Annotated in this window: 16 protein-coding genes; 9 read left to right on the forward strand and 7 right to left on the reverse strand. The window is 61.3% G+C overall.

What is annotated here, in order from left to right; translation table 11 throughout:
- Nucleotides 1–309: 309 nt before the first annotated feature.
- From ACW4TB_RS25085 to ACW4TB_RS25125, 9 genes are all read left to right on the forward strand, one after another.
- Nucleotides 310–1,953, forward strand: coding sequence for an acetolactate synthase large subunit (locus tag ACW4TB_RS25085; protein WP_012313089.1), 1,644 nt, complete (start codon nucleotides 310–312; stop codon nucleotides 1,951–1,953).
- 204 nt (nucleotides 1,954–2,157) lie between these two features.
- Complete coding sequence (locus ACW4TB_RS25090) at nucleotides 2,158–4,092, forward strand: flavin monoamine oxidase family protein (protein WP_279933760.1); 1,935 nt, start codon at nucleotides 2,158–2,160, stop codon at nucleotides 4,090–4,092.
- A gap of 148 nt (nucleotides 4,093–4,240) precedes the next feature.
- On the forward strand, nucleotides 4,241–5,137 hold the full coding sequence (locus ACW4TB_RS25095) for a nitrilase family protein (protein ID WP_012313091.1): 897 nt from the start codon (nucleotides 4,241–4,243) through the stop codon (nucleotides 5,135–5,137).
- A 10-nt stretch (nucleotides 5,138–5,147) separates the two neighbouring features.
- Entirely contained in the window at nucleotides 5,148–6,302 is a 1,155-nt protein-coding gene (locus ACW4TB_RS25100; protein ID WP_279933761.1) for a hypothetical protein, read from the forward strand.
- Complete coding sequence (locus tag ACW4TB_RS25105; protein WP_279933762.1) at nucleotides 6,299–7,288, forward strand: asparaginase; 990 nt, start codon at nucleotides 6,299–6,301, stop codon at nucleotides 7,286–7,288. The genes ACW4TB_RS25100 and ACW4TB_RS25105 overlap by 4 nt, the downstream gene beginning before the upstream one ends.
- 91 nt (nucleotides 7,289–7,379) lie before the next feature.
- Nucleotides 7,380–7,934, forward strand: a complete 555-nt coding sequence (locus ACW4TB_RS25110) for a UPF0149 family protein (protein WP_012313094.1) — start codon at nucleotides 7,380–7,382, stop codon at nucleotides 7,932–7,934.
- Nucleotides 7,935–8,108: 174 nt separating this feature from the next.
- Entirely contained in the window at nucleotides 8,109–8,732 is a 624-nt protein-coding gene (locus tag ACW4TB_RS25115) for a glutathione S-transferase family protein (protein ID WP_012313095.1), read from the forward strand.
- Between the two features lie 27 nt (nucleotides 8,733–8,759).
- Nucleotides 8,760–10,790: a pyridoxamine 5'-phosphate oxidase family protein gene (locus tag ACW4TB_RS25120; protein WP_279933763.1), complete on the forward strand. Its 2,031-nt coding sequence runs from the start codon at nucleotides 8,760–8,762 to the stop codon at nucleotides 10,788–10,790.
- 51 nt (nucleotides 10,791–10,841) lie between these two features.
- Entirely contained in the window at nucleotides 10,842–11,738 is an 897-nt protein-coding gene (locus ACW4TB_RS25125; RefSeq protein WP_279933764.1) for a LysR family transcriptional regulator, read from the forward strand.
- A 2-nt stretch (nucleotides 11,739–11,740) separates the two neighbouring features.
- On the opposite strand, the gene ACW4TB_RS25130 is transcribed toward ACW4TB_RS25125, so the two are convergent.
- From ACW4TB_RS25130 to ACW4TB_RS25160, 7 genes are all read right to left on the reverse strand, one after another.
- Nucleotides 11,741–12,658 (reverse strand): aldose 1-epimerase, encoded by a 918-nt coding sequence (locus tag ACW4TB_RS25130; RefSeq protein ID WP_279933765.1) that lies wholly within the window; start codon nucleotides 12,656–12,658, stop codon nucleotides 11,741–11,743.
- Between the two features lie 24 nt (nucleotides 12,659–12,682).
- Nucleotides 12,683–13,603, reverse strand: coding sequence for an EamA family transporter (locus ACW4TB_RS25135; protein ID WP_012313099.1), 921 nt, complete (start codon nucleotides 13,601–13,603; stop codon nucleotides 12,683–12,685).
- 159 nt (nucleotides 13,604–13,762) lie between these two features.
- Nucleotides 13,763–15,043 carry a TRAP transporter large permease gene (locus ACW4TB_RS25140; protein ID WP_012313100.1) on the reverse strand — a complete coding sequence of 427 codons (1,281 nt, stop codon included), beginning with the start codon at nucleotides 15,041–15,043 and terminating at the stop codon, nucleotides 13,763–13,765.
- Nucleotides 15,044–15,571 (reverse strand): TRAP transporter small permease, encoded by a 528-nt coding sequence (locus ACW4TB_RS25145; RefSeq protein WP_039603134.1) that lies wholly within the window; start codon nucleotides 15,569–15,571, stop codon nucleotides 15,044–15,046.
- Nucleotides 15,572–15,639: 68 nt separating this feature from the next.
- The gene (locus ACW4TB_RS25150) at nucleotides 15,640–16,611 is read right to left on the reverse strand and encodes a TRAP transporter substrate-binding protein (RefSeq protein WP_012313102.1); all 972 of its coding nucleotides are present in this window, start codon (nucleotides 16,609–16,611) and stop codon (nucleotides 15,640–15,642) included.
- Nucleotides 16,612–16,676: 65 nt separating this feature from the next.
- Entirely contained in the window at nucleotides 16,677–17,555 is an 879-nt protein-coding gene (locus tag ACW4TB_RS25155) for a glucurono-1,5-lactonase (RefSeq protein ID WP_279933766.1), read from the reverse strand.
- Between the two features lie 26 nt (nucleotides 17,556–17,581).
- Nucleotides 17,582–18,388, reverse strand: a complete 807-nt coding sequence (locus ACW4TB_RS25160; protein ID WP_012313104.1) for an NAD-dependent epimerase/dehydratase family protein — start codon at nucleotides 18,386–18,388, stop codon at nucleotides 17,582–17,584.
- Nucleotides 18,389–18,397 lie beyond the last annotated feature (9 nt).

An 18,397-nucleotide genomic window follows, 5' to 3' on the forward strand; every position in this document is an offset into this window, starting at 1 on the left:
CCATGTGAGAGTAGGTCATCGTCAAGATTCATTTCGCAAAACCCCTATCTGCGCGAGCAGGTAGGGGTTTTGTCTTTCCGATATTCGCACACCTTTCTCCAGGCAAAGATGTTTTGTCCGTCTCGCACCTGCGCAAACGCGCCGAAGGGTGCGACAATTAATCCTGTTCATTTACGTGACTTTGCCCTGCCCAAGCTGCGTCAAGGCTTAGGTTCGGGGCATCCTCGCGCCCGGACATAGCGATGCCAGCGTGCCGTGCTGCGCATTTCTGGACCTTCACCGTCCTATACAACTGAGGTTACAAGCAAGATGGCCAAGGCCGCCGATGTCGTTGTGCAATGCCTGGAAAACGAAGGTGTCGAGTATGTGTTCGGCATTCCTGGTGAGGAAAACCTCGACCTGCTGGAATCCCTGCGCAAGTCGAAGATCAAGCTGGTACTGACTCGCCATGAGCAGTCTGCGGGCTTCATGGCAGCCACCTATGGCCGCCTGACCGGCAAGACCGGCGTAAGCCTGTCGACCCTGGGCCCTGGCGCTACCAACCTGGTAACTGCCAGTGCGTACGCCTACCTGGGCGGCATGCCGATGATGATGATTACCGGCCAGAAGCCGATCAAGAAGTCCAAGCAGGGCCGCTTCCAGATCATCGATGTGTGCGGCATGATGGACCCCATCACCAAGTACACCCACCAGTTCGCCTCGGCCGACAACATCCCTTCCCGCATGCGTGAAGCGTTCCGCCTGGCCGAAGAAGAAAAACCGGGCGCCGTGCACCTGGAGCTGCCGGAAGACATCGCCGCCGAGCAGACCGATGCCATGCCGATCCCGCGCAGCCTGCACCGCCGTCCGCTGGCCGAGCACGTGGCCATTGAAGCTGCCATCGAGAAACTGCGCACCGCACGCAGCCCTATCCTGGTGATCGGTGCCGGTGCCAACCGCAAGATGACCGCCAAGGTCCTCAAGCAACTGGTCGATAAGACCGGTATCCCGTTCGTCACCACCCAGCTGGGCAAGGGTGTGGTTGACGAGCGCAGCCCGCGCTTCCTGGGTAATGCTGCGCTGTCGTCCGGTGATTTCGTACACCGTGCGATCGAAGCGGCCGACCTGATCGTCAACATCGGCCACGATGTGATCGAGAAGCCGCCGTTCTTCATGGTCCGTGGCGGCACCGAAGTCATCCATATCAACTTCCGTTCCGCCGAAGTCGACGCCGTGTACTTCCCGCAGGTTGAAGTGATCGGCGACATCGCCAACGCCGTCTGGCAGATCGCTGAAGGCCTGGGCGACACCTCGCACTGGGACTTCACCCGCCTCATGGCGATTCGTGAAGCCAACGAGGCCCAGATCGCCGAAGGCGCCGACGATGACCGCTTCCCGGTCTACCCTCAGCGCCTGGTTGCCGATATCCGTCGTGTACTGCCGTCCGAAGGCATCGTCGCCCTGGACAACGGCATCTACAAGATCTGGTTCGCGCGCAACTACAAGGCTCACAAGCCCAACACCGTACTGCTCGACAACGCTCTGGCGACCATGGGCGCCGGCCTGCCGTCGGCCATGGCAGCGCACCTGGTGTACCCGGACCGCCCGGTGATCTCGGTATGTGGCGACGGCGGCTTCATGATGAACAGCCAAGAGCTGGAAACCGCAGTCCGTCTGGGCATGCACGTTACCGTGGTAATCCTGCGTGACGACGGCTACGGCATGATCCGCTGGAAGCAGGCCAACATGGGCTTCACCGATTTCGGCCTGGACTACGGCAACCCGGACTTCGTCAAGTACGCCGAAGCCTACGGTGCCAATGGCCACCGCGTGGAAAGCGCCGAAGGTTTGCTGCCGCTGCTCGAGCACTGCATCAAGACCCCGGGCGTGCACGTGATCGACTGCCCGGTCGACTACAGCGAGAACGACCGCATTCTCAACAGCGAGCTGCGTGAGCGCGCGCTGGCGGTGTAAGCTTTAAGGCCCAATCGCCGGCAAGCCGGCTCCCACGGGAATATCACTGGTCTCTTTGGCCAGTGATTGGCACGTGGGGCGTTTGTCGGCGATAAGGCTCTACAGAGCAGGGCCTGCGCTCGTTGGGGCGTATATATTAACCACCGCTCAGATCTCACGATTCACCATTCTCAGGTTCTCAGCCCCCATGGAGAACACGAGAACATGACCATCGGATCGTCATACAATCACCCCGCCAACCTGGCCATTGAGCCTCTTTCAACCTTGCAACCTTGGGCTGCGCGCTTCCCGAATCCACCAGACCTTTGCTTTGACTATCGCCGGCTGATTGAGCAAAAAGGTGGTATCGCGCGTACCGTCCAACCGGACCATCGAATCTGCATCATCGGCGCTGGTGTTACCGGTTTGACCGCTGCCCGTGAGCTCCTGCGTTGCGGCTTCACCCAAATCACCTTGATCGAGCAATCCCGGCGTATTGGCGGCCGCCACCTGACAGTGGTGAATAACCTCGGCAATTACAAGCAGCCTACTACCCCTTTTGAAATGGGGGCAATGCGCATGCCTTTCTTCAACAGGACGGGAGAACCTGCCAAGGACGGACGTTCGCTGATGGCCTACTACGCCAACTTATTCGATTTGCGCCTCTCAGACTTTCCTAATCCTGGTACACCTTGGGTGAATGCCACAGGGATCTACCTGCGGGAAGGTCAGCTTGACGAAAAAAGTGATCCGGCCCTTCTGATCTGGCGCAATCCAGAAGGAGATACTCCTCCTCCTACGGCCACCCTGCAGCGCATTCACGGTAAATGGACACGCTTTGCAGAGCTGTTCGCCGAAAAGGTTGCCACTTTCTACGGCACGCAAAGTTGGGAGTCGATGTGGTCTGCGATTGTAGAAAGGTATCACCGGCTCTCATTTCGGGAATTGGTCCATCAACCTGTTCTTGATCACTGGGATCCAGCAAACCCGGGTGACTTTGGCGGGTTAGGTATGGATAGGGATGAGTCGGCGATCTTTTATGCGATAGGTATCGGTGATGGCAGCTGGGGTGCATTCTATGATGTCTGCTGTCTGTACCCTCTGCGTACTGCAATCTTTGGCTTCAGCAGCCACTTACAGTTGGTTCATGGGCGTGTGGATCAGGAGGGCAAACCTTTCGGCGCACCGTATCTGGGAGTCGAGACGGTACCTGACAGCAAGGGGCTCATGTTCCAGGCACCGGCCTATCTTGGTCTGGCAGCAATGGATGACTGCCTGCTGTTCATGGATATCGATACTCGGGGTACGTCACTGTATAACCATCTTGCTCAACGTGATGACGGTCTGCTGACTGACAGTTCGGTGTGCGGTCTTCAGAAACTGCCAGATGGTCGTATTCGAGTCCAATACCGTTGGCAGTGGAGCAACTCACAGCGAGAGCAGTTGCTGCACGATGATTTCGACAGCGTTATTCTGACCACGCCGTCCTGGTTGATTGAAACTCAGATCCGGCTTAGTGATTTCAGCCGGGAGTCTTTGCCACAACCGATCATGGATGCCTGGAAGCATGCCCATTGGGAGACCAGCTGCAAAGTCTACGCGCCGCTCAAGAAAGCCTTCCTCGATCGCCAATTTCCTTTGCCACAAATCCTGATCACCGACAGCTTTGTTCACGATGTATATGCCTACCGCTACAACGATAGCTACACCGATGATTGCATCCTTCTCAGCTACACCTGGGAAGACGACGCCACCAAACTGGCAGCATTCTCTGATGAGGAGCTAGTACAAAAGTGCATCACCGAGCTTGATCGGATCCTGTTGCGCTGTTCCAACATCGGTGAAGCCATATCGCCTTACATCGATACTCGAAACATTCGTATACAGCGATGGATGACTGATAGAAACGCCTTGGGCTGCGCAAAGCTTTATCGAGCAGGCACCTATTACGACGCTGTTGGCTTGATGAAATACAACCGTGAACTGAGTGCCTCCTCGGGACTTTATCTGGCTGGAGAGTCCTTCTCTGTTGATGCCGGTTGGACGGAGCCATGTCTGCGCACGGCGATCGATACGGTCATAAACATCTGTGATCGCACATCAGCCAAGTTCCATGGTGGCTTCACCCTTGATGACTACCCGCATTACCAGGTCCGGTAGACAAAGGGGTTGAAGGCCCTCGCATAGGCGCTTCTTACCCAAATTCTTCGTTTTTCCTACAGGTCTGTGGGAGTGCGCTGACTGTCGCTCCCCAGCCTGGCCCCGTTTTACTGGCGCTCTTCCACAACAACCAAAAAAGGAAGCCGCCATGTCCGAACTATGCCTCCCCATAAGCCCGGTAAAAATCGCCGTCATTCAGTACGACCCTCAGGTTGGGCTAGACAATCGCGATGGCAACCTGAAACACGGGTTGGCCCTGGCCCGGCGAGCTGCTCGCGAAGGTGCCAACCTGATTGTGCTGCCTGAACTGGCAAACACCGGTTATACCTTTCAGTCGCGTGCCGAAGCCTATGCTCATGCCCAGACGCTACAGGACGGGCCCAGCCTCCAGGCGTGGGCGGACTTTGCGCAGGAACATCAGGTTTATCTGGCCGCAGGCTTCGCGGAACGCGATGGTCTGAAACTCTATGACAGTGCAGTGCTGCTCGGGCCTGAAGGGATGCTTGGGCATTATCGCAAGGCCCACCTGTGGAATCACGAAAAGCTGTGGTTCACCCCAGGCGACCTGGGCTTCCCTGTCTTCGAAACGCCCATCGGACGTATAGGTTTGTTGATCTGTTGGGATATCTGGTTTCCCGAGGTCCCACGCCTGATGGCGGCGCAAGGTGCCGACATCCTCTGCAGCCTGAACAACTGGGTATGGACGCCACCGCCGCTGTTCGATGCTGCCGGACGTTGCATGGCTTCATACCTCACCATGACGGCAGCACACGTCAACAATGTCTATATCGCCGCCGCCAACCGAATCGGTAGCGAGCGGGGAGGCCGTTTTCTGGGCTGTTCGCTGATCGCCGGGACCAACGGATGGCCCATCGGTGAAACGGCCAGCGCAGATCACGAAACCATCCTCTATGCCGATGTCGATCTCAGCGCAGCCCGTTCGGCGCCAATCTGGAACAGCCTCAACGATTTGCCGCGAGACCGGCGTACAGATCTTTACGACGCCACGCTCGGCTATCGCATGCATGCACCGATGCCACGCTGAGGAGATGGAAATGAAGGTTAAACTCATTCCGCCTCAGCAATTGATCCCAGCGTTGATGCTGGCCAGCCTGACAGTATTGCTGGCTGCCAGCCTGGTGCTCGGTCAATGGCCGGATTATGCACAGTGGACCTCGACACTGGATCAGCCACTGAGCCGCCTACGCTGGATAGTCGCAGACATCAGCGAAGTCACTTTTTACAAGCATGAACTACCCGCCCTCGGCTTGCTGCTCGGCGCTTGCCTCGCGCATTGGGCCTATATCCGTGGCTACCGTTGCCAGGGCTTCGCCATCTGTTATGGCAGTGGCTTGTGGCCCTGGGTTTTCATCAGCTCGCTGCTTGGCTTGCTGCTCAGTCATGCCTTGTGGGGCTGGACCTTGGCCAGTGGCGCCTGGCAACCCACGTTCGTCGCCTTCGTCTCGCTGCCTGCTGCCATGGTTCTGCTGTTTGGTGGCGGCTGGCAGGTGACGATCACCGGTGCGGTGCTGGGCGCACTGCTGGTAGCACCAGCCAGCCTGTTGCTGGTCAATTACCTGTGCTACCCCCTGCAGTTGCCTGCTGTGATCGGCAATGTCAGCGGGATGGCTGTAGCAAGCGTGATGGCTTTCATGCTGTGCAGGCGCTTTCCATCGCTGGTCGAGCGCGGCCGCAGGCCCGAGACGTTGCAGGCTGTTGCGCCAAACCCGGACTATGGCGTGGTCTGGTCACTCAGGCGAGTTCTGGCCGATTTCAGCGAAGGGCCATTTTTCGGAAATGAACTGGCCAGTCTGGGGCTCTTGCTGGGTGTCCTGGCCGCCTACACGCTAGCGCCCGCTGCACCCGCCTATGGCTCGCACCTGGTTGTTCAACTGGTGGCCGGGCAGGGGTTGTCTTCATTGGTTGGTGTAGTGATGTGGCGTCGTCAGTGGCAAGCGCGTGGCTGGTATCCCACCTACATTCCCATTGTGTCGGTTGTTCCTGCCGCAGTGCTGACCCATGGCGGTAGCTGGCAGGTGGTCATGCTCAGCGCAATATTGGGCGCGCTGATCGCACCGCCGTTGGCTGTGGCCATCAGCCAACGGTTACCGAGTCATATGCATGGCTATATCGGTAATGTTCTGTCCATGGCCATCAGTACATTAGGTATCGTGCCGCTGGTCGGGCTTGTTACAGGGGTTGGCGTATGACGGAGTTTAAAAATTTGCCTCGCTTGTCGATTGCCAGCCTGGGAGGAACAGCCAGCATGCAGGCTGGTGAACCGGGGCGGGGGGTGACGCCAAGTCTCGACTGTGAGAGGCAATTGGCCTTGTTACCTCACTTGCGCGAAATGGCGCACCTTGAAGTGGCCACGCTGTGTCTGGTCCCTAGTGCCTCACTGAGCTTCGTGATGCTTCTGGATGTGCTGGCCTGGGCTCGCGCTGAAATTGAAGGTGGCTCGCAGGCAGTGATACTCACTCAGGGGACTGATACGCTGGAGGAGACGGCGTACTTCTTCAACCTGCTCTGGCCTTTCGACGCACCGCTTGTGCTCACCGGTGCAATGCGCCCGCCCAGCCAGCCGGGGAGCGATGCGCCGGGCAATTTGCTGGCGGCGACGCAGGTAGCTCTGGCTCACGCTAGCAGGGGAAGAGGTGCGCTGGTAGTGATCAACGACCAGATCCACTGCGCAACACGGGTACGCAAGACTGCCAGCCTGTCGATGGCCGCGTTCGAGTCGCCTGGCAGTGGTTCCGTTGGTGAACTCGTAGAAGGCTTGGCGGTTTATCGTCAACCGCCTTGCCCGCGCATGGTGCTACCGCTCCCCGAACGCGTCGGGCATCGGGTTGCGCTGCTGGAAGCTTGCCTGGATGCAGATACAACCTTGCTGCAGGCTGTTGCGGCCTTTGGGTTCGAGGGGCTGGTCATATCCGGGTTTGGTGCCGGGCACGTTTCCAGCGCCTGGTCCGATGTGTTGGGTGAGCTGGCGCCGAACCTGCCGGTGATTGTCGCTACCCGCACCGGAAGTGGGACCACCGCTCGGGCCACCTACGGTTTTGCGGGGGCCGAGATCGACTTGCAGTCCAAAGGCGTACACATGGCCGGACAACTCTGTCCGCGCAAGTGTCGAATATTGTTGTGGTTGCTACTCGGCACGGGGCAACAGTCGTCGCTGTGCACCTGGCTACCCCGATAGGGTAAATGCCCGCAGCTCTGTGGCTGTGGGCAGCCCTTGACCCGTCGCTGTGATAGGGTGCACACACTTTTGCTTTTCAGGATGTGCAACCATGCTCCCCCCCCTCAGCGAAAAAGAACTCGACCGCCTCGAAGACCTGCTGATCACCTACGGCAACGACTATTCGGTCCTCAACCTTGCCGAGCTCAACGGCTTTTTCACCGGCCTGGCCAGCTCGCCCTCCCGGATCAATCCCGAGCAGTGGTTGCCTGCGGTCGCCGGTGGCAAGGTGCCGAAGTTCAAGAAGCCTGCCCATGAAGAAGCCTATACGGCATTGATGCTGCGCTATGCCCACCAGGTGGCGGAACAGCTTGCGGAAAATGTCGACGGCTTTGAGCCGGTGTTCGAAGAAAGTGAAAGCGAGGAAGGGCCGGCGATCATCATGGAAGAATGGTGCTTTGGCTACATGCGCGCTACCCAGATCGCGCAATGGAGCGACCTTCCGCCGGAGCAGGATCAATTGCTCAAGGCTATTTCGCTGCACGGGCTGGAGGATAACTTTGAGCTGCTCGATACCATGAGTTTCGATGAGCTGCAGGCCTGCGTGCCACACGTGATTGCTGCTGCGAAGGGCTTGTATCGGTATCAGAAGCAGCAGCGCCACTGACCAGATGGGGCTGGCCCTTTGGGGCTGCCTCGCCCAAGGGCCCCTTGGGAACCCAGCGATTATTTCGCATAGCGAAATTATGATCTTCCCCCAGCACTGATTCTGCAACTCAGTGATTCAGCGCAGCATGTGCTCCACCAGCACCACGCCGGTGCCGACCCTGGAGCACAGACCATGATCAAACTCTACAACTTCCCAAAGTCCGGCCATGCCCATCGCATCGAGCTGATGCTGTCGCTGCTGAACCTGCCCACCGAACTGGTGTTCGTGGATCTGGCCAAGGGCGCGCACAAGCAGCCCGAATTCCTCGCCCTCAACCCCCTCGGCCAGGTACCGGTGATCGATGACAACGGTACTGTCATTGCCGACTCCAACGCCATCCTCGTCTACCTGGCCAGCACGTACGACAAAGCCGGCCATTGGCTGCCCCATGACCCGGTCAGCGCCGCTCGTGTGCAACGCTGGCTTACCACCGCCGCAGGGCCGCTCGCCTTCGGCCCGGCCGCTGCCCGTCTGGTTACAGTGTTTGGCGCCTCATTCAATACCGACGAAGTCATCGGTCGCGCTCACGCCTTGCTCAAGGTGATGGACCGCGAACTGGCCGAGTCGCCATTCCTGGTGGGCGACCAGCCGACCATCGCTGATGTGGCCAACTACTCCTACATCGCCCACGCCCCTGAGGGCAACGTCTCGCTGGAGCCGTACCCCAACGTACGCGCCTGGCTGGCACGCATCGAAGCGCTGCCCGGCTTCGTTGCCATGCCACGTACCGCCGTGGGCCTGCAAGCCAACGTCTGAGCCGCAATCCAACCGAGGAACGCCGCCATGCAACAAACCCCTGACCCTCGACCCTCGCCCTGGCACGTTGGCGAAAAACGGCTGCAGGAGCAGGCCGGTGTGGCGCAGCGCATGGAGGCGTTCGGGCAGAAGGTCATTCGTGACTACATGCCCGACCAGCACCGCGAGTTTTACCGGCAATTGCCTTTCCTGGTCGCTGGCGCCGTGGACGCCCACGGTAAACCCTGGGCGACGCTGCTTGAAGGCCCCGAAGGGTTCGTCAGCTCGCCCGACCCACGGCAATTGTTGATCGACACCCACCTCGCCAGCGACGACCCGGCAACGCCTGGCCTGGGCGCAGGCGGTGCTGTCGGCCTGCTCGGCATCGAGCTGCACAGCCGCCGGCGCAACCGCATCAACGGGCTTATCCAGCAAGGGGGCGGTGGCCCGCTGGCGGTGACGGTGGAGCATGCCTTCGGCAATTGTCCCCAGTACATCCAGTTGCGCGCTTACACGCGTGTCGATGAGCCGCCGCAGAGCAGGCTGGACTCCAGCGTACTGGATGCCCACGCAGTGACGATGATCGAGCAGGCAGACACCTTTTTTGTCGCCAGCTACATCGACCACGAAGACGGCCACCGCGCTGTGGATGTCTCGCACCGCGGCGGCCGTGCCGGGTTCGTCAAGGTCGACGGTAACCGCCTGACCATCCCCGACTATGCCGGCAACTTGCACTTCAATACCCTCGGCAACCTGTTGGAAAATCCGCAGGCAGGGTTGTTGTTCGTCGATTTCAGCAACGGCAACGTGCTGCAAGTGACGGGGCGCACTGATATTTTGCTCGACAGCCCGCTGATCAAAGACTTCGAGGGCGCCGAGCGGCTATGGACGCTTCAGGTCGAACAGGTCGTGCTGCGCCGGGCTGGCGTGTCGTTGCGCTGGGCCTTCCAGGAGTACGCACCGACCAGCCTGATGACCGGTACCTGGGCTGAGGCCGAGCAGCGCCAGCAGCAGCGCGAACGGCAGCGCCAATGGCTGACCTGGCGTGTGGAGCGGGTAGAGCAGGAGAGCCGAGACATCCGCTCGTTCTACCTTGCGCCAGACAGGCCGGTAACGTTCGCCCCAGGCCAGCACATTCCTGTGCGTCTCCCGCTGGGTGGCGACACGCCGTTGATTCGCACCTACAGCCTGTCCTGCGCGCCATCGGACGGCAGCCTGCGCATCAGCGTCAAGGCCCAGGGTGCGGCTTCGCGGTATCTGCACGAACAGGTCGGCGTTGGCGACCTGCTCGACGTGCGGCTGCCCATGGGCAGTTTTACCCTGGACGGCGACAGTGCAAGGCCCATCGTGCTGATTGGTGCAGGCGTGGGCATTACCCCGCTGATCGCCATGTTGCGCGAGCAGTTGGCCCGGCAGCAGTCGCGGCGAATTCATCTGTTCCACGGCGCCCGCCGCCTCGCTGACTTGCCATTTCAGCAGGAGCTGGCCGCGTTGTCCGAGCAGGCAGGTGGCCTGTTGAGTGTGCATCGCTCCCTTAGCCAGCCGGAGGACGACGCTGTACCAGGACGCGACTATGAACATGCCGGGCGCCTGGCGATCGAGCAGGTGAAAGCGAAGCTGGCGCTGGATGACTATGACTTCTACCTGTGTGGGCCGGCCAGCTTTACTCAGGACCTGTATGAAGGGTTGCGCGCCATACACGTGCCGGACAAGCGCATTCATGCAGAAGCCTTCGGCCCGTCGACACTCAGGCGTCATACCGATGACGACCAGCCGACGCTGCAGCAGCCACCGGCTGCCAGCGAGCCAGTGCCGGTATACTTTGCCAGCTCGGCCAAGGAGGCGCGCTGGGCACCGGGCGGTGGAACCTTGCTGGAACTTGCCGAAGCCCGTGGGTTGTCGCCGGACTTCAGCTGCCGGGGCGGTTCGTGCGGCACCTGCAAGACCAAGGTGGTGAGCGGGCAGGTGCATTACCCGAACCCGCCTGCCGAGATGCCGGAAGCAGGGACAGTGCTGATCTGCTGCGCGGTGCCGGGTAAAGCGCAGGAGGGCGGGCAGGCGTTGGTACTGGATATTTGATGCTGCCTGCAGATAGCAGATAATCTTTACCCATGATACTCAGGAGCCGGCATGGACCAGATCCACCTGATGAAGGTGTTCGTCGCGGTAGGCGAGCTGGAAAGCTTCGCTGCTGCCGCCCGCCGTCTGGACATCTCGCCCGCTGCAGTAACCCGCGCGGTCAGCGCGCTTGAGGACATGCTCGGCGTCAAACTGCTGCTACGTACCACGCGCAGCGTGCGCCTGACCCAGGCGGGTGGCCGCTATCTTGAGGACACCCGCCACATCCTCGCCAGCATCTTTGAGGCCAACGAAGCCGCCGCCGGCATCAACGCCACGCCCAAAGGCGAGCTGGCCGTCACCGCGCCCATCCTGTTCGGCAAGAAATTCGTCATGCCGAGCATCGTGCGTTATCTGCAGCAGTACCCCGAGGTGGACGTATCCGCCTACTTCCTCGACCGCATCGTCAACATGGTCGAGGAGGGCATGGACGTTGCCGTGCGTATTGGTCCGCTGCCTGACTCCGGCCTCAAGGCCCTGCGCGTGGGCAGGGTCAGGCGCATGCTCTGCGCCTCGCCTGAATACCTGGCAAGACAAGGCGTGCCGCAGCACCCCTCGGACTTGCCGGCGCATGCGGTGATCGCCACCACCAACCTCTCGCCGCGCGCCGGCTGGCGCTTCGGAGTGACGGACGAACCGACCATGGTGCGCATCAAACCCAGGCTCACCGTGACCAGCAACGACGGTGCGATCGCAGCGGCGCTGGGCGGGCTGGGGATTGCCCGGCTGCTGTCCTACCAAGTGGTGGACGAGATCGCCAGCGGGCAGTTGCAGGTGATCCTTGCCGACTATGAGGAAGCCCCATGGCCGATCCATGTGCTACACCGCGAAAGCAAGCACGGCTCGGCCAAGGTGCGCATGTTCGTCGACATGCTGGCGCATGAGCTGCGGGCCCAAGGGCTCGACTGAAGTCATCCTGCCTTCGGTTCGCCTGGTTGCGGTTGCTCGCTGACAACCGTCTGGATCGCCTGGTACTCCAGGCTGAACCCCAGGCTCATTTCTTCACCCTGGCGCAACAAGCGCAAACCCGGTTGCCCCGGCAGGTGATGGGCATTGATCGGATGGCTGACCGGTTCAAAGCAGAAGAACGGTTTGTCCTGGGGGCAGAACAGCAGGAAATGCTCGGCACCGCTGGCGCTGCATGCCAGGCGATAACCGGCGCTGGGCTGTTCGATCACGCAGTTCCCGGCCCACCCGCCGAACGCATGGTCGACCACGGTGCTCGGTAGGCAGGCCGGCGCATCGAAGCGCCAGTCTTGAGGCACCGCTGCCGTGTACGACGGCAACCGTCCATCTTCGGCCAGCCACACATGCTGCGCTGCTGCCTGCAAGCGGGTGTCAGGGTAGCGCGGGAAGTAAGGATGCAACCCCAGTCCGTACCAGGTAGCGGGCTCATCCAGATGCGTTACATGCAGGTCAAGCCTCAGGCAGCCTTCATGCAAATGCACATCCAGTACCGCCCGATAGGCGAACGGCACGCTGCTCTGGAGTGTCAGCCTTGCACTTCGCTCACTGTGATGGGCCACCTGCCAGGCCTGCTGCCAGGCGGTGCCATGAATCGGATACGGGTCGTGTGCGGTGTTGGGCGTCAGGGCCAGCCAACCCTCGGGCCTTGCAAAACCACCCTCGGCAATACGGTTGGACCAGGGCGCCAACGGGTAGCACCCCAGCTGGCGCGGTGTACCGCTGGCCAGCGCTGCCTGATCGGTATGGCGCAGCAGCGCCTGCCCGGTCGCCTTCACTTCCCAGTTGATCAGGCTGGCGCCCAGCTCGGGCGCCAGGGTCAGGCGGGTCAGGCGGTCTTGCAGCTGCAGTTCGGTGACAGCCATCAGCGGCTCCTTTCACAAAGCGGGTCAGCTGGCCCGACGGTAGGTCAGCAGCACGATGCCGCACACCACCACGGCGGCGCCGATCAATTGCCAGGTGCCCAGGCGCTGGTCCAGCAACGCCCAGCCCAGCAGCAACGTGGCGATCGGCTCGATATTCATCACTGGCGCGTTCTGCGCCATGTTCAGCCGTGGCACGCAGACGAACAGCAAGGTGAAGGCCACGCCATACAGCACTACCAGGCTGGCCAAGGCTGCCCAGCCGCTGGCGCTGGCCGGCAGCGACAACCCTGATGGCATCACTCCGCTGGCCCCCGCCACCAGCATGCTGGCGAACACGATCAGCAGGGTCAGCAAGCTGCGCACCGGGCCGCGAACGGCAGCCAGTTTGTGGTCGGTGATCCACAACGCACAGGCGAACACGCAGGCGGCGCAGAACGAAAGGCCCACGCCCAGTAACCAGTGCGGGTTGGCCTCACCGTTATCGGCCAGGCGCCCAGGCACATCCAGCGCCAGCACCAGGCCACACAGGATCAGCCCCATGAACAGCACGGTGCGGCCGGTCGGACGAGCGCCACCCAGTGCCCAGGTGAGCAGCGCCAGCAGCATCGGAAAGGTGTTGCCTACCAGCAGCGCCAAGGCGACCGGAATGCGCGCCACGGCCGAGTACAGGCACAGGCTCTGGGTGGCGATCAGCAGGCCCAGCAGCAGTTGCCAGTGCCGTGTGCCAGCCGGCAGGCTCAACGGCTGGCGCTGCCACAGCACCAGGCTGGCCAGCACCAGGAAGGTGATGCCGGAACGACAGAGGATGGCCAACAGCACGCCGGTGTCGTCATCGAAGGCGATGCGCGCGGCAATGTGGTTGCCGGCGAACGAGCAGGCCAGCAGCGCCAGTAGCGCGACCGCCAGCTTGCGCGGGAAAAGGGAGACAGAAGCAGCGACAGCCATGTGCATGATCCATTTGCAGGTGTGTTCAGGGGGCTGTTGCGCAGCCCAGCGCTGGCAAGCCAGCTCCCACAGGTTTGGCATTGGCCTTCAGATCGGCGTTGTCCCAGTGGGAGCCGGCTTGCCGGCGATGGGCCGCACAGCGGCCCCGGATGAGCGCCGTTACAGCACAACGCTCGGCAGCCACAGCGAGATGGCCGGGATATAGGTGACCGCGATGAGCACCAGGAACAGCGCCAGGTAGAACGGCAGCAGCGCCTTGACCGTCGATTCGATGCTCACCTTGCCGATGGCCGAGCCGACGAACAGCACCGCACCCACCGGGGGAGTGATCAACCCGATGCCCAGGTTCACCAGCATGATCATGCCGAAGTGCACCGGGTCCACACCTATGCCGGTGATCACTGGCAGCAGGATCGGCGTCAGGATCAGGATCAGCGGCGCCATGTCCATCACCGTGCCCAGCAGCAACAGCATGAAGTTGATGCACATCAGGATCACGTAGCGGTTGTCCGACAGGGTCAGGAACACTGTGGTGATCTTCGACGGGATCTGCATCAGCGTCATCACGTAGCCGAAGCTTGCGGCGAAGCCGATCAGGATCATCACGATCGAGATGGTCCGTACCGTACGGTGCATCAGCTTGGGCAGGTCGCGCCACTTGTAGTCACGGTAAATGAACATGGTCACGAAGAACGACCAGACCACTGCCACGGCAGCTGACTCGGTGGCGGTGAACACGCCCGAGAGAATACCGCCGAGGATGATGACCATCGCCATCAGGCCCCACAGTGCTTCGCCGGCGATCTTCAACGCTTGACGCAGCGGGATCACTTCACCTTTGGGGTAGTTGCGTTTCTTGGCGAAAATCAGGCACAGGCCCATCATCACCGCGCTCAGCAGCAAGCCGGGCATGATCCCCGCAATGAACAGCGAGCCGATCGACACTGTGCCGCCCGCCGCCAGCGAGTACAGCACCGAGTTGTGGCTGGGTGGTGTGAGCAGTGCCTGCACCGAGCCGCTGACGGTCACTGCCGTGGAGAACTCGCGCGGGTAGCCCTTGCGCTCCATCTCGGGGATCAGTACCGAGCCTACAGACGCGGTGTCAGCCACCGACGAGCCGGAAATGGCGCCGAAGAAGGTCGAGGCCATGATATTGACCAGCGACAACCCGCCCCGTACGAAGCCCACCAGTACCCCGGCGAAGGCCACCAACCGCCGTGACATGCCACCTTCGGCCATGATTGCGCCAGCCAGCACGAAGAACGGAATGGCCAGCAGTGAAAACTTGTTAACCCCACTGGCGATCTGAATCATCATCGCCTGCAGCGGAATGTCGATCCACCAGGCGCCGATCAGCGCCGACAGGCCCAGGGCGAAGGCCACCGGCATACCGATCAGGATGAGCACGATGAAACTGCCCAACAGAATGAACGCATCCATTTACGCAGCTCCTTCGTTTTCTTCCGCCAGATCGTAACGAACCGCCTTGCGGTTGCTCTGATCGCCCAGCAGGAGTTTTTCCAGTACAAAAATCAGTGTCAGCACGCCACCGACGGGGATCGGCGCGTAGGTCATGCCCACCCGCACACCAGGCAAGGAGGCCAGCGACTGGTTCCAGGTGGTGATGCACAGCTTGATGCCGTAGTAGGTCATGAACACGCACACCATAAGCATCAGCAGCTGCACCAGCAGTGCAACCAGTTGGCGCTGCAGCGGTGGCAAGCGGTCGGTGATCATCCCCACCGCCATGTGCGCGCCGGCCCGGTAGCTGGCGGCGGCACCGACGAAGGTGAACACCACCATCAGCAGGATCGACACCGGCTCAGGCCAGTTGGAGCCCGTACCCAGCACGTAGCGTGCAAAGATGCCCCAGGGAATGATCAGCGACATGGCCAGGATCGACAGGCCGGCGACCCAGATGCAGCTGCGGTAGAGCGTGTCGTTCACGCTAAGGAAAAGCGATTTCATAGGCATCACCAAAGCGGCAGGGCGGCGGGCGCCGCACTGCCGAGGTCAAACTTGGAAGGGGGCCGGTATTACTGGACGGCGTCGATACGCTTCATCAGGTCCGCGTACGGCGCACCGTACTTCTCGCGTACCGAAGCGGTAGCCTCGAAGAACGGTTTCTTGTCGACGCTGATGAACTCCACGCCCGCGGCCTTGAGCTTCTCTTCGCTGGCGGCAGTCTTGGCATCCCACAGCGCGCGCTCTTCCATCTGCGCTTCGCGCGCGACCTTTTTCACCAGCGCCTGCTGCTCAGGCGTGAGCTTGTTCCAGGTGGTCTTGGACATCACCACCGGCTCCGGCAGGATCAGGTGGCCGGTGAGGGTGAAGTACTTGGCGCTCTGGTAGTGGTTGTGCTCGAGCAGGGTTGGCGGGTTGTTCTCGGCGCCGTCGATCACCCCGGTCTGCAGGGCGCTGAAGATTTCGCCGGTATCCATGGCGATGCCGTTGCCGCCCATGGCGTTCATCATGTCGATGAACAGCGGGTTGCCCTGCACGCGGATCTTCATGCCCTTGAGGTCTTCCAGGCTGCGCACCGGCTTCTTGGTGTAGATGCTGCGCGAGCCGCCGTCCATCCACGCCAGGGCCACCAGGTTGAATTCGGAATTGGTGATCTTGTCGAGGATCTCCTGGCCGATATCGCCGTCGATGATCTTGCGCATGTGGTCATGGTCGCGGAACACGAACGGCATGTTGAACACGTTCACGTCCGGCACTACCGGGCCGACGATCCCCAGGCTGACGCGGGTCATCTGCACGGCACCGATCTGCGCCTGCTCGATGACTTCCTTTTCCGAGCCCAGGACGCCGCCGGGGAACATCTTGAAGGTGATCTCGCCATTGCTGGCGGCTTCGATCTTCTTGCCCATGTTCTGCTCGGCGACCACGGTCGGGTAACCGGCCGGGTGGATCTCGGCGAATTTGATATCCAGCGCGTGGGCTGGCAGGGAGAGGCTGAAGGCGAACGGGAGTGCAGCAAGAAGCAGCTTGCGTTTGAAAGTCATGATGAAACTCCGTGGTTTTTATTATCCGGTTTCGGGCGTACGAGTGTGGTTGGCAGTACGGGTGTTCAGCCCCGGCAGGCAGGTTCCTCCAGGCCTTTGACGCCGAGTTCGAAGGCAAATACCCCACCAGCCAGCGGCTGGTCGCAGAGGTCGATGCCTGCGGGGCGGATCGAGGTGACGAACAGGGTGTCCAGGTTGGCGCCGCCGAAGGCGCACATCGCCGGCTTTTTCACGGGCACGTTGAGTGAGCGGTCAAGGCGGCCATCCGGCGTGAACCGATGGATCTGACCGGCATCGTTGCCGCAGATCCAGTAGCAGCCGTCCTGGTCGATGGCAGCGCCGTCCGGGCGACCGGGGAAGGCGCGCATATCGACGAACAGCCGCTTGTTGTGGGGTATACCACTGTCGATGTCGTAGTCGAACACCCAGATCTTCTGCACGTCGGGGTGCGAGTCCGACAGGTACATGCGTGTGCCGTCGGGGCTGAAGGCCAGGCCATTGGGCACGATCATGCCTTCCTGCTGCAGGTGTAACTGGCCCTCGCCGTCATGCCGGTACAGCGCGCCGACCTTGGCGCCTTGCTGCATGTCCATCAACATGGTGCCGGCCCAGAAGCGGCCTTGGCGGTCACAGCGCCCATCGTTGAAACGCATGCCGCTCTGGGCATGGTCGACGGCGCTGAGCAAGTGGCTGGCAAGGCTGCCATCGGCCCTGGTTTCAAGCTGGAAGATGCCGCTTTCCATGCCGGCGATCCAGCCCCGCTCAGTGCGCGCGATGCAGGCGAGCATCTCGTCGCCTTGCCAGGTCTGATGGTCACCATCAGGCTGCCAGCGATGCAGCTGGCGTGCAGGAATGTCGACCCAGTACAGGGCTTGTTCGGTGGGGTGCCACACGGGGCTTTCGCCGGTGCCGTTGCGGGCGTCGACGATCAGTTCGCAGTTCATGGCCGGGCCTCCTGGAGCACTGGGGATCAGTTGAACGGTCCGGCTACGGCGAAGGCGCCGCCCTGATAGACCATGCTCGGGTCATCGGCGGCAGGTGCCGGCTGGGCCTCTACCACTTCGCGAAACACCTCGGAGGTGTCTTTAGGCACGTAGCCCAAGTGCGCGGCATAGCGGTTGTCCCACCATACGGTGCGGTTGTCGGAGGCGCCGTAGACAATGGTGTGGCCCACGTTTGGGGTGTTCAGCCCACGTTCGATGAGCTGGACCAGGTCGTCGTAGCTCAGCCAGGTGCACAACATGCGTGGGTTCTGTGGCTGGGGGAAGGACGAGCCAATGCGGATGCTGACGGTCTCGATGCCATAGCGGTCGAAGTAAAAGCTGGCCATATCCTCGCCGTAGCATTTGGACAACCCGTAGTAGCTGTCGGGCCGGCGTGGAGCGTGAGCGTCAATGCGCTCGTCCTGGCGGTAGAAACCGATGGTGTGGTTGGAGCTGGCGAAGATGATGCGCTTGACCCCATGCTTGCGCGCCGCCTCGTAAACGTGGAACACACCGCAAATGTTAGGGCCGAGGATGTCCTCGAAGGAGTGCTCGGTGGATACGCCGCCGAAATGGAGGATGGCGTCGACGCCTTCTACCAGTGCGTGGACGGCGGCCTTGTCGGCCAGGTCGCAGGTCACGACCTCTTCATGCGGACCCGCGGCAGGTGCCATCGGGCTGATATCGGAAAGGCGCAGGACCTCGGCGTAGCCTTGCAGGCGTTCGCGAAGGACCTTGCCCAGGCCGCCTGCAGCTCCGGTGAGCAGCAGGCGATTGAGGGGGGTAGTGGTCATGGCCGGCTC

The sequence above is a fragment of the Lelliottia jeotgali genome, assembly GCF_977070485.1.

What these genes read in the sequence shown, in the direction of transcription:
- ACW4TB_RS25085 (WP_012313089.1), top strand. Translation starts at nt 310, where the DNA reads ATGGCCAAGGCCGCCGATGTCGTTGTGCAATGCCTGGAAAACGAAGGT.
- ACW4TB_RS25090 (WP_279933760.1), top strand. Translation starts at nt 2,158, where the DNA reads ATGACCATCGGATCGTCATACAATCACCCCGCCAACCTGGCCATTGAG.
- ACW4TB_RS25095 (WP_012313091.1), top strand. Translation starts at nt 4,241, where the DNA reads ATGTCCGAACTATGCCTCCCCATAAGCCCGGTAAAAATCGCCGTCATT.
- ACW4TB_RS25100 (WP_279933761.1), top strand. Translation starts at nt 5,148, where the DNA reads ATGAAGGTTAAACTCATTCCGCCTCAGCAATTGATCCCAGCGTTGATG.
- ACW4TB_RS25105 (WP_279933762.1), top strand. Translation starts at nt 6,299, where the DNA reads ATGACGGAGTTTAAAAATTTGCCTCGCTTGTCGATTGCCAGCCTGGGA.
- ACW4TB_RS25110 (WP_012313094.1), top strand. Translation starts at nt 7,380, where the DNA reads ATGCTCCCCCCCCTCAGCGAAAAAGAACTCGACCGCCTCGAAGACCTG.
- ACW4TB_RS25115 (WP_012313095.1), top strand. Translation starts at nt 8,109, where the DNA reads ATGATCAAACTCTACAACTTCCCAAAGTCCGGCCATGCCCATCGCATC.
- ACW4TB_RS25120 (WP_279933763.1), top strand. Translation starts at nt 8,760, where the DNA reads ATGCAACAAACCCCTGACCCTCGACCCTCGCCCTGGCACGTTGGCGAA.
- ACW4TB_RS25125 (WP_279933764.1), top strand. Translation starts at nt 10,842, where the DNA reads ATGGACCAGATCCACCTGATGAAGGTGTTCGTCGCGGTAGGCGAGCTG.
- ACW4TB_RS25130 (WP_279933765.1), bottom strand. Translation starts at nt 12,658, where the DNA reads ATGGCTGTCACCGAACTGCAGCTGCAAGACCGCCTGACCCGCCTGACC.
- ACW4TB_RS25135 (WP_012313099.1), bottom strand. Translation starts at nt 13,603, where the DNA reads ATGGCTGTCGCTGCTTCTGTCTCCCTTTTCCCGCGCAAGCTGGCGGTC.
- ACW4TB_RS25140 (WP_012313100.1), bottom strand. Translation starts at nt 15,043, where the DNA reads ATGGATGCGTTCATTCTGTTGGGCAGTTTCATCGTGCTCATCCTGATC.
- ACW4TB_RS25145 (WP_039603134.1), bottom strand. Translation starts at nt 15,571, where the DNA reads ATGAAATCGCTTTTCCTTAGCGTGAACGACACGCTCTACCGCAGCTGC.
- ACW4TB_RS25150 (WP_012313102.1), bottom strand. Translation starts at nt 16,611, where the DNA reads ATGACTTTCAAACGCAAGCTGCTTCTTGCTGCACTCCCGTTCGCCTTC.
- ACW4TB_RS25155 (WP_279933766.1), bottom strand. Translation starts at nt 17,555, where the DNA reads ATGAACTGCGAACTGATCGTCGACGCCCGCAACGGCACCGGCGAAAGC.
- ACW4TB_RS25160 (WP_012313104.1), bottom strand. Translation starts at nt 18,388, where the DNA reads ATGACCACTACCCCCCTCAATCGCCTGCTGCTCACCGGAGCTGCAGGC.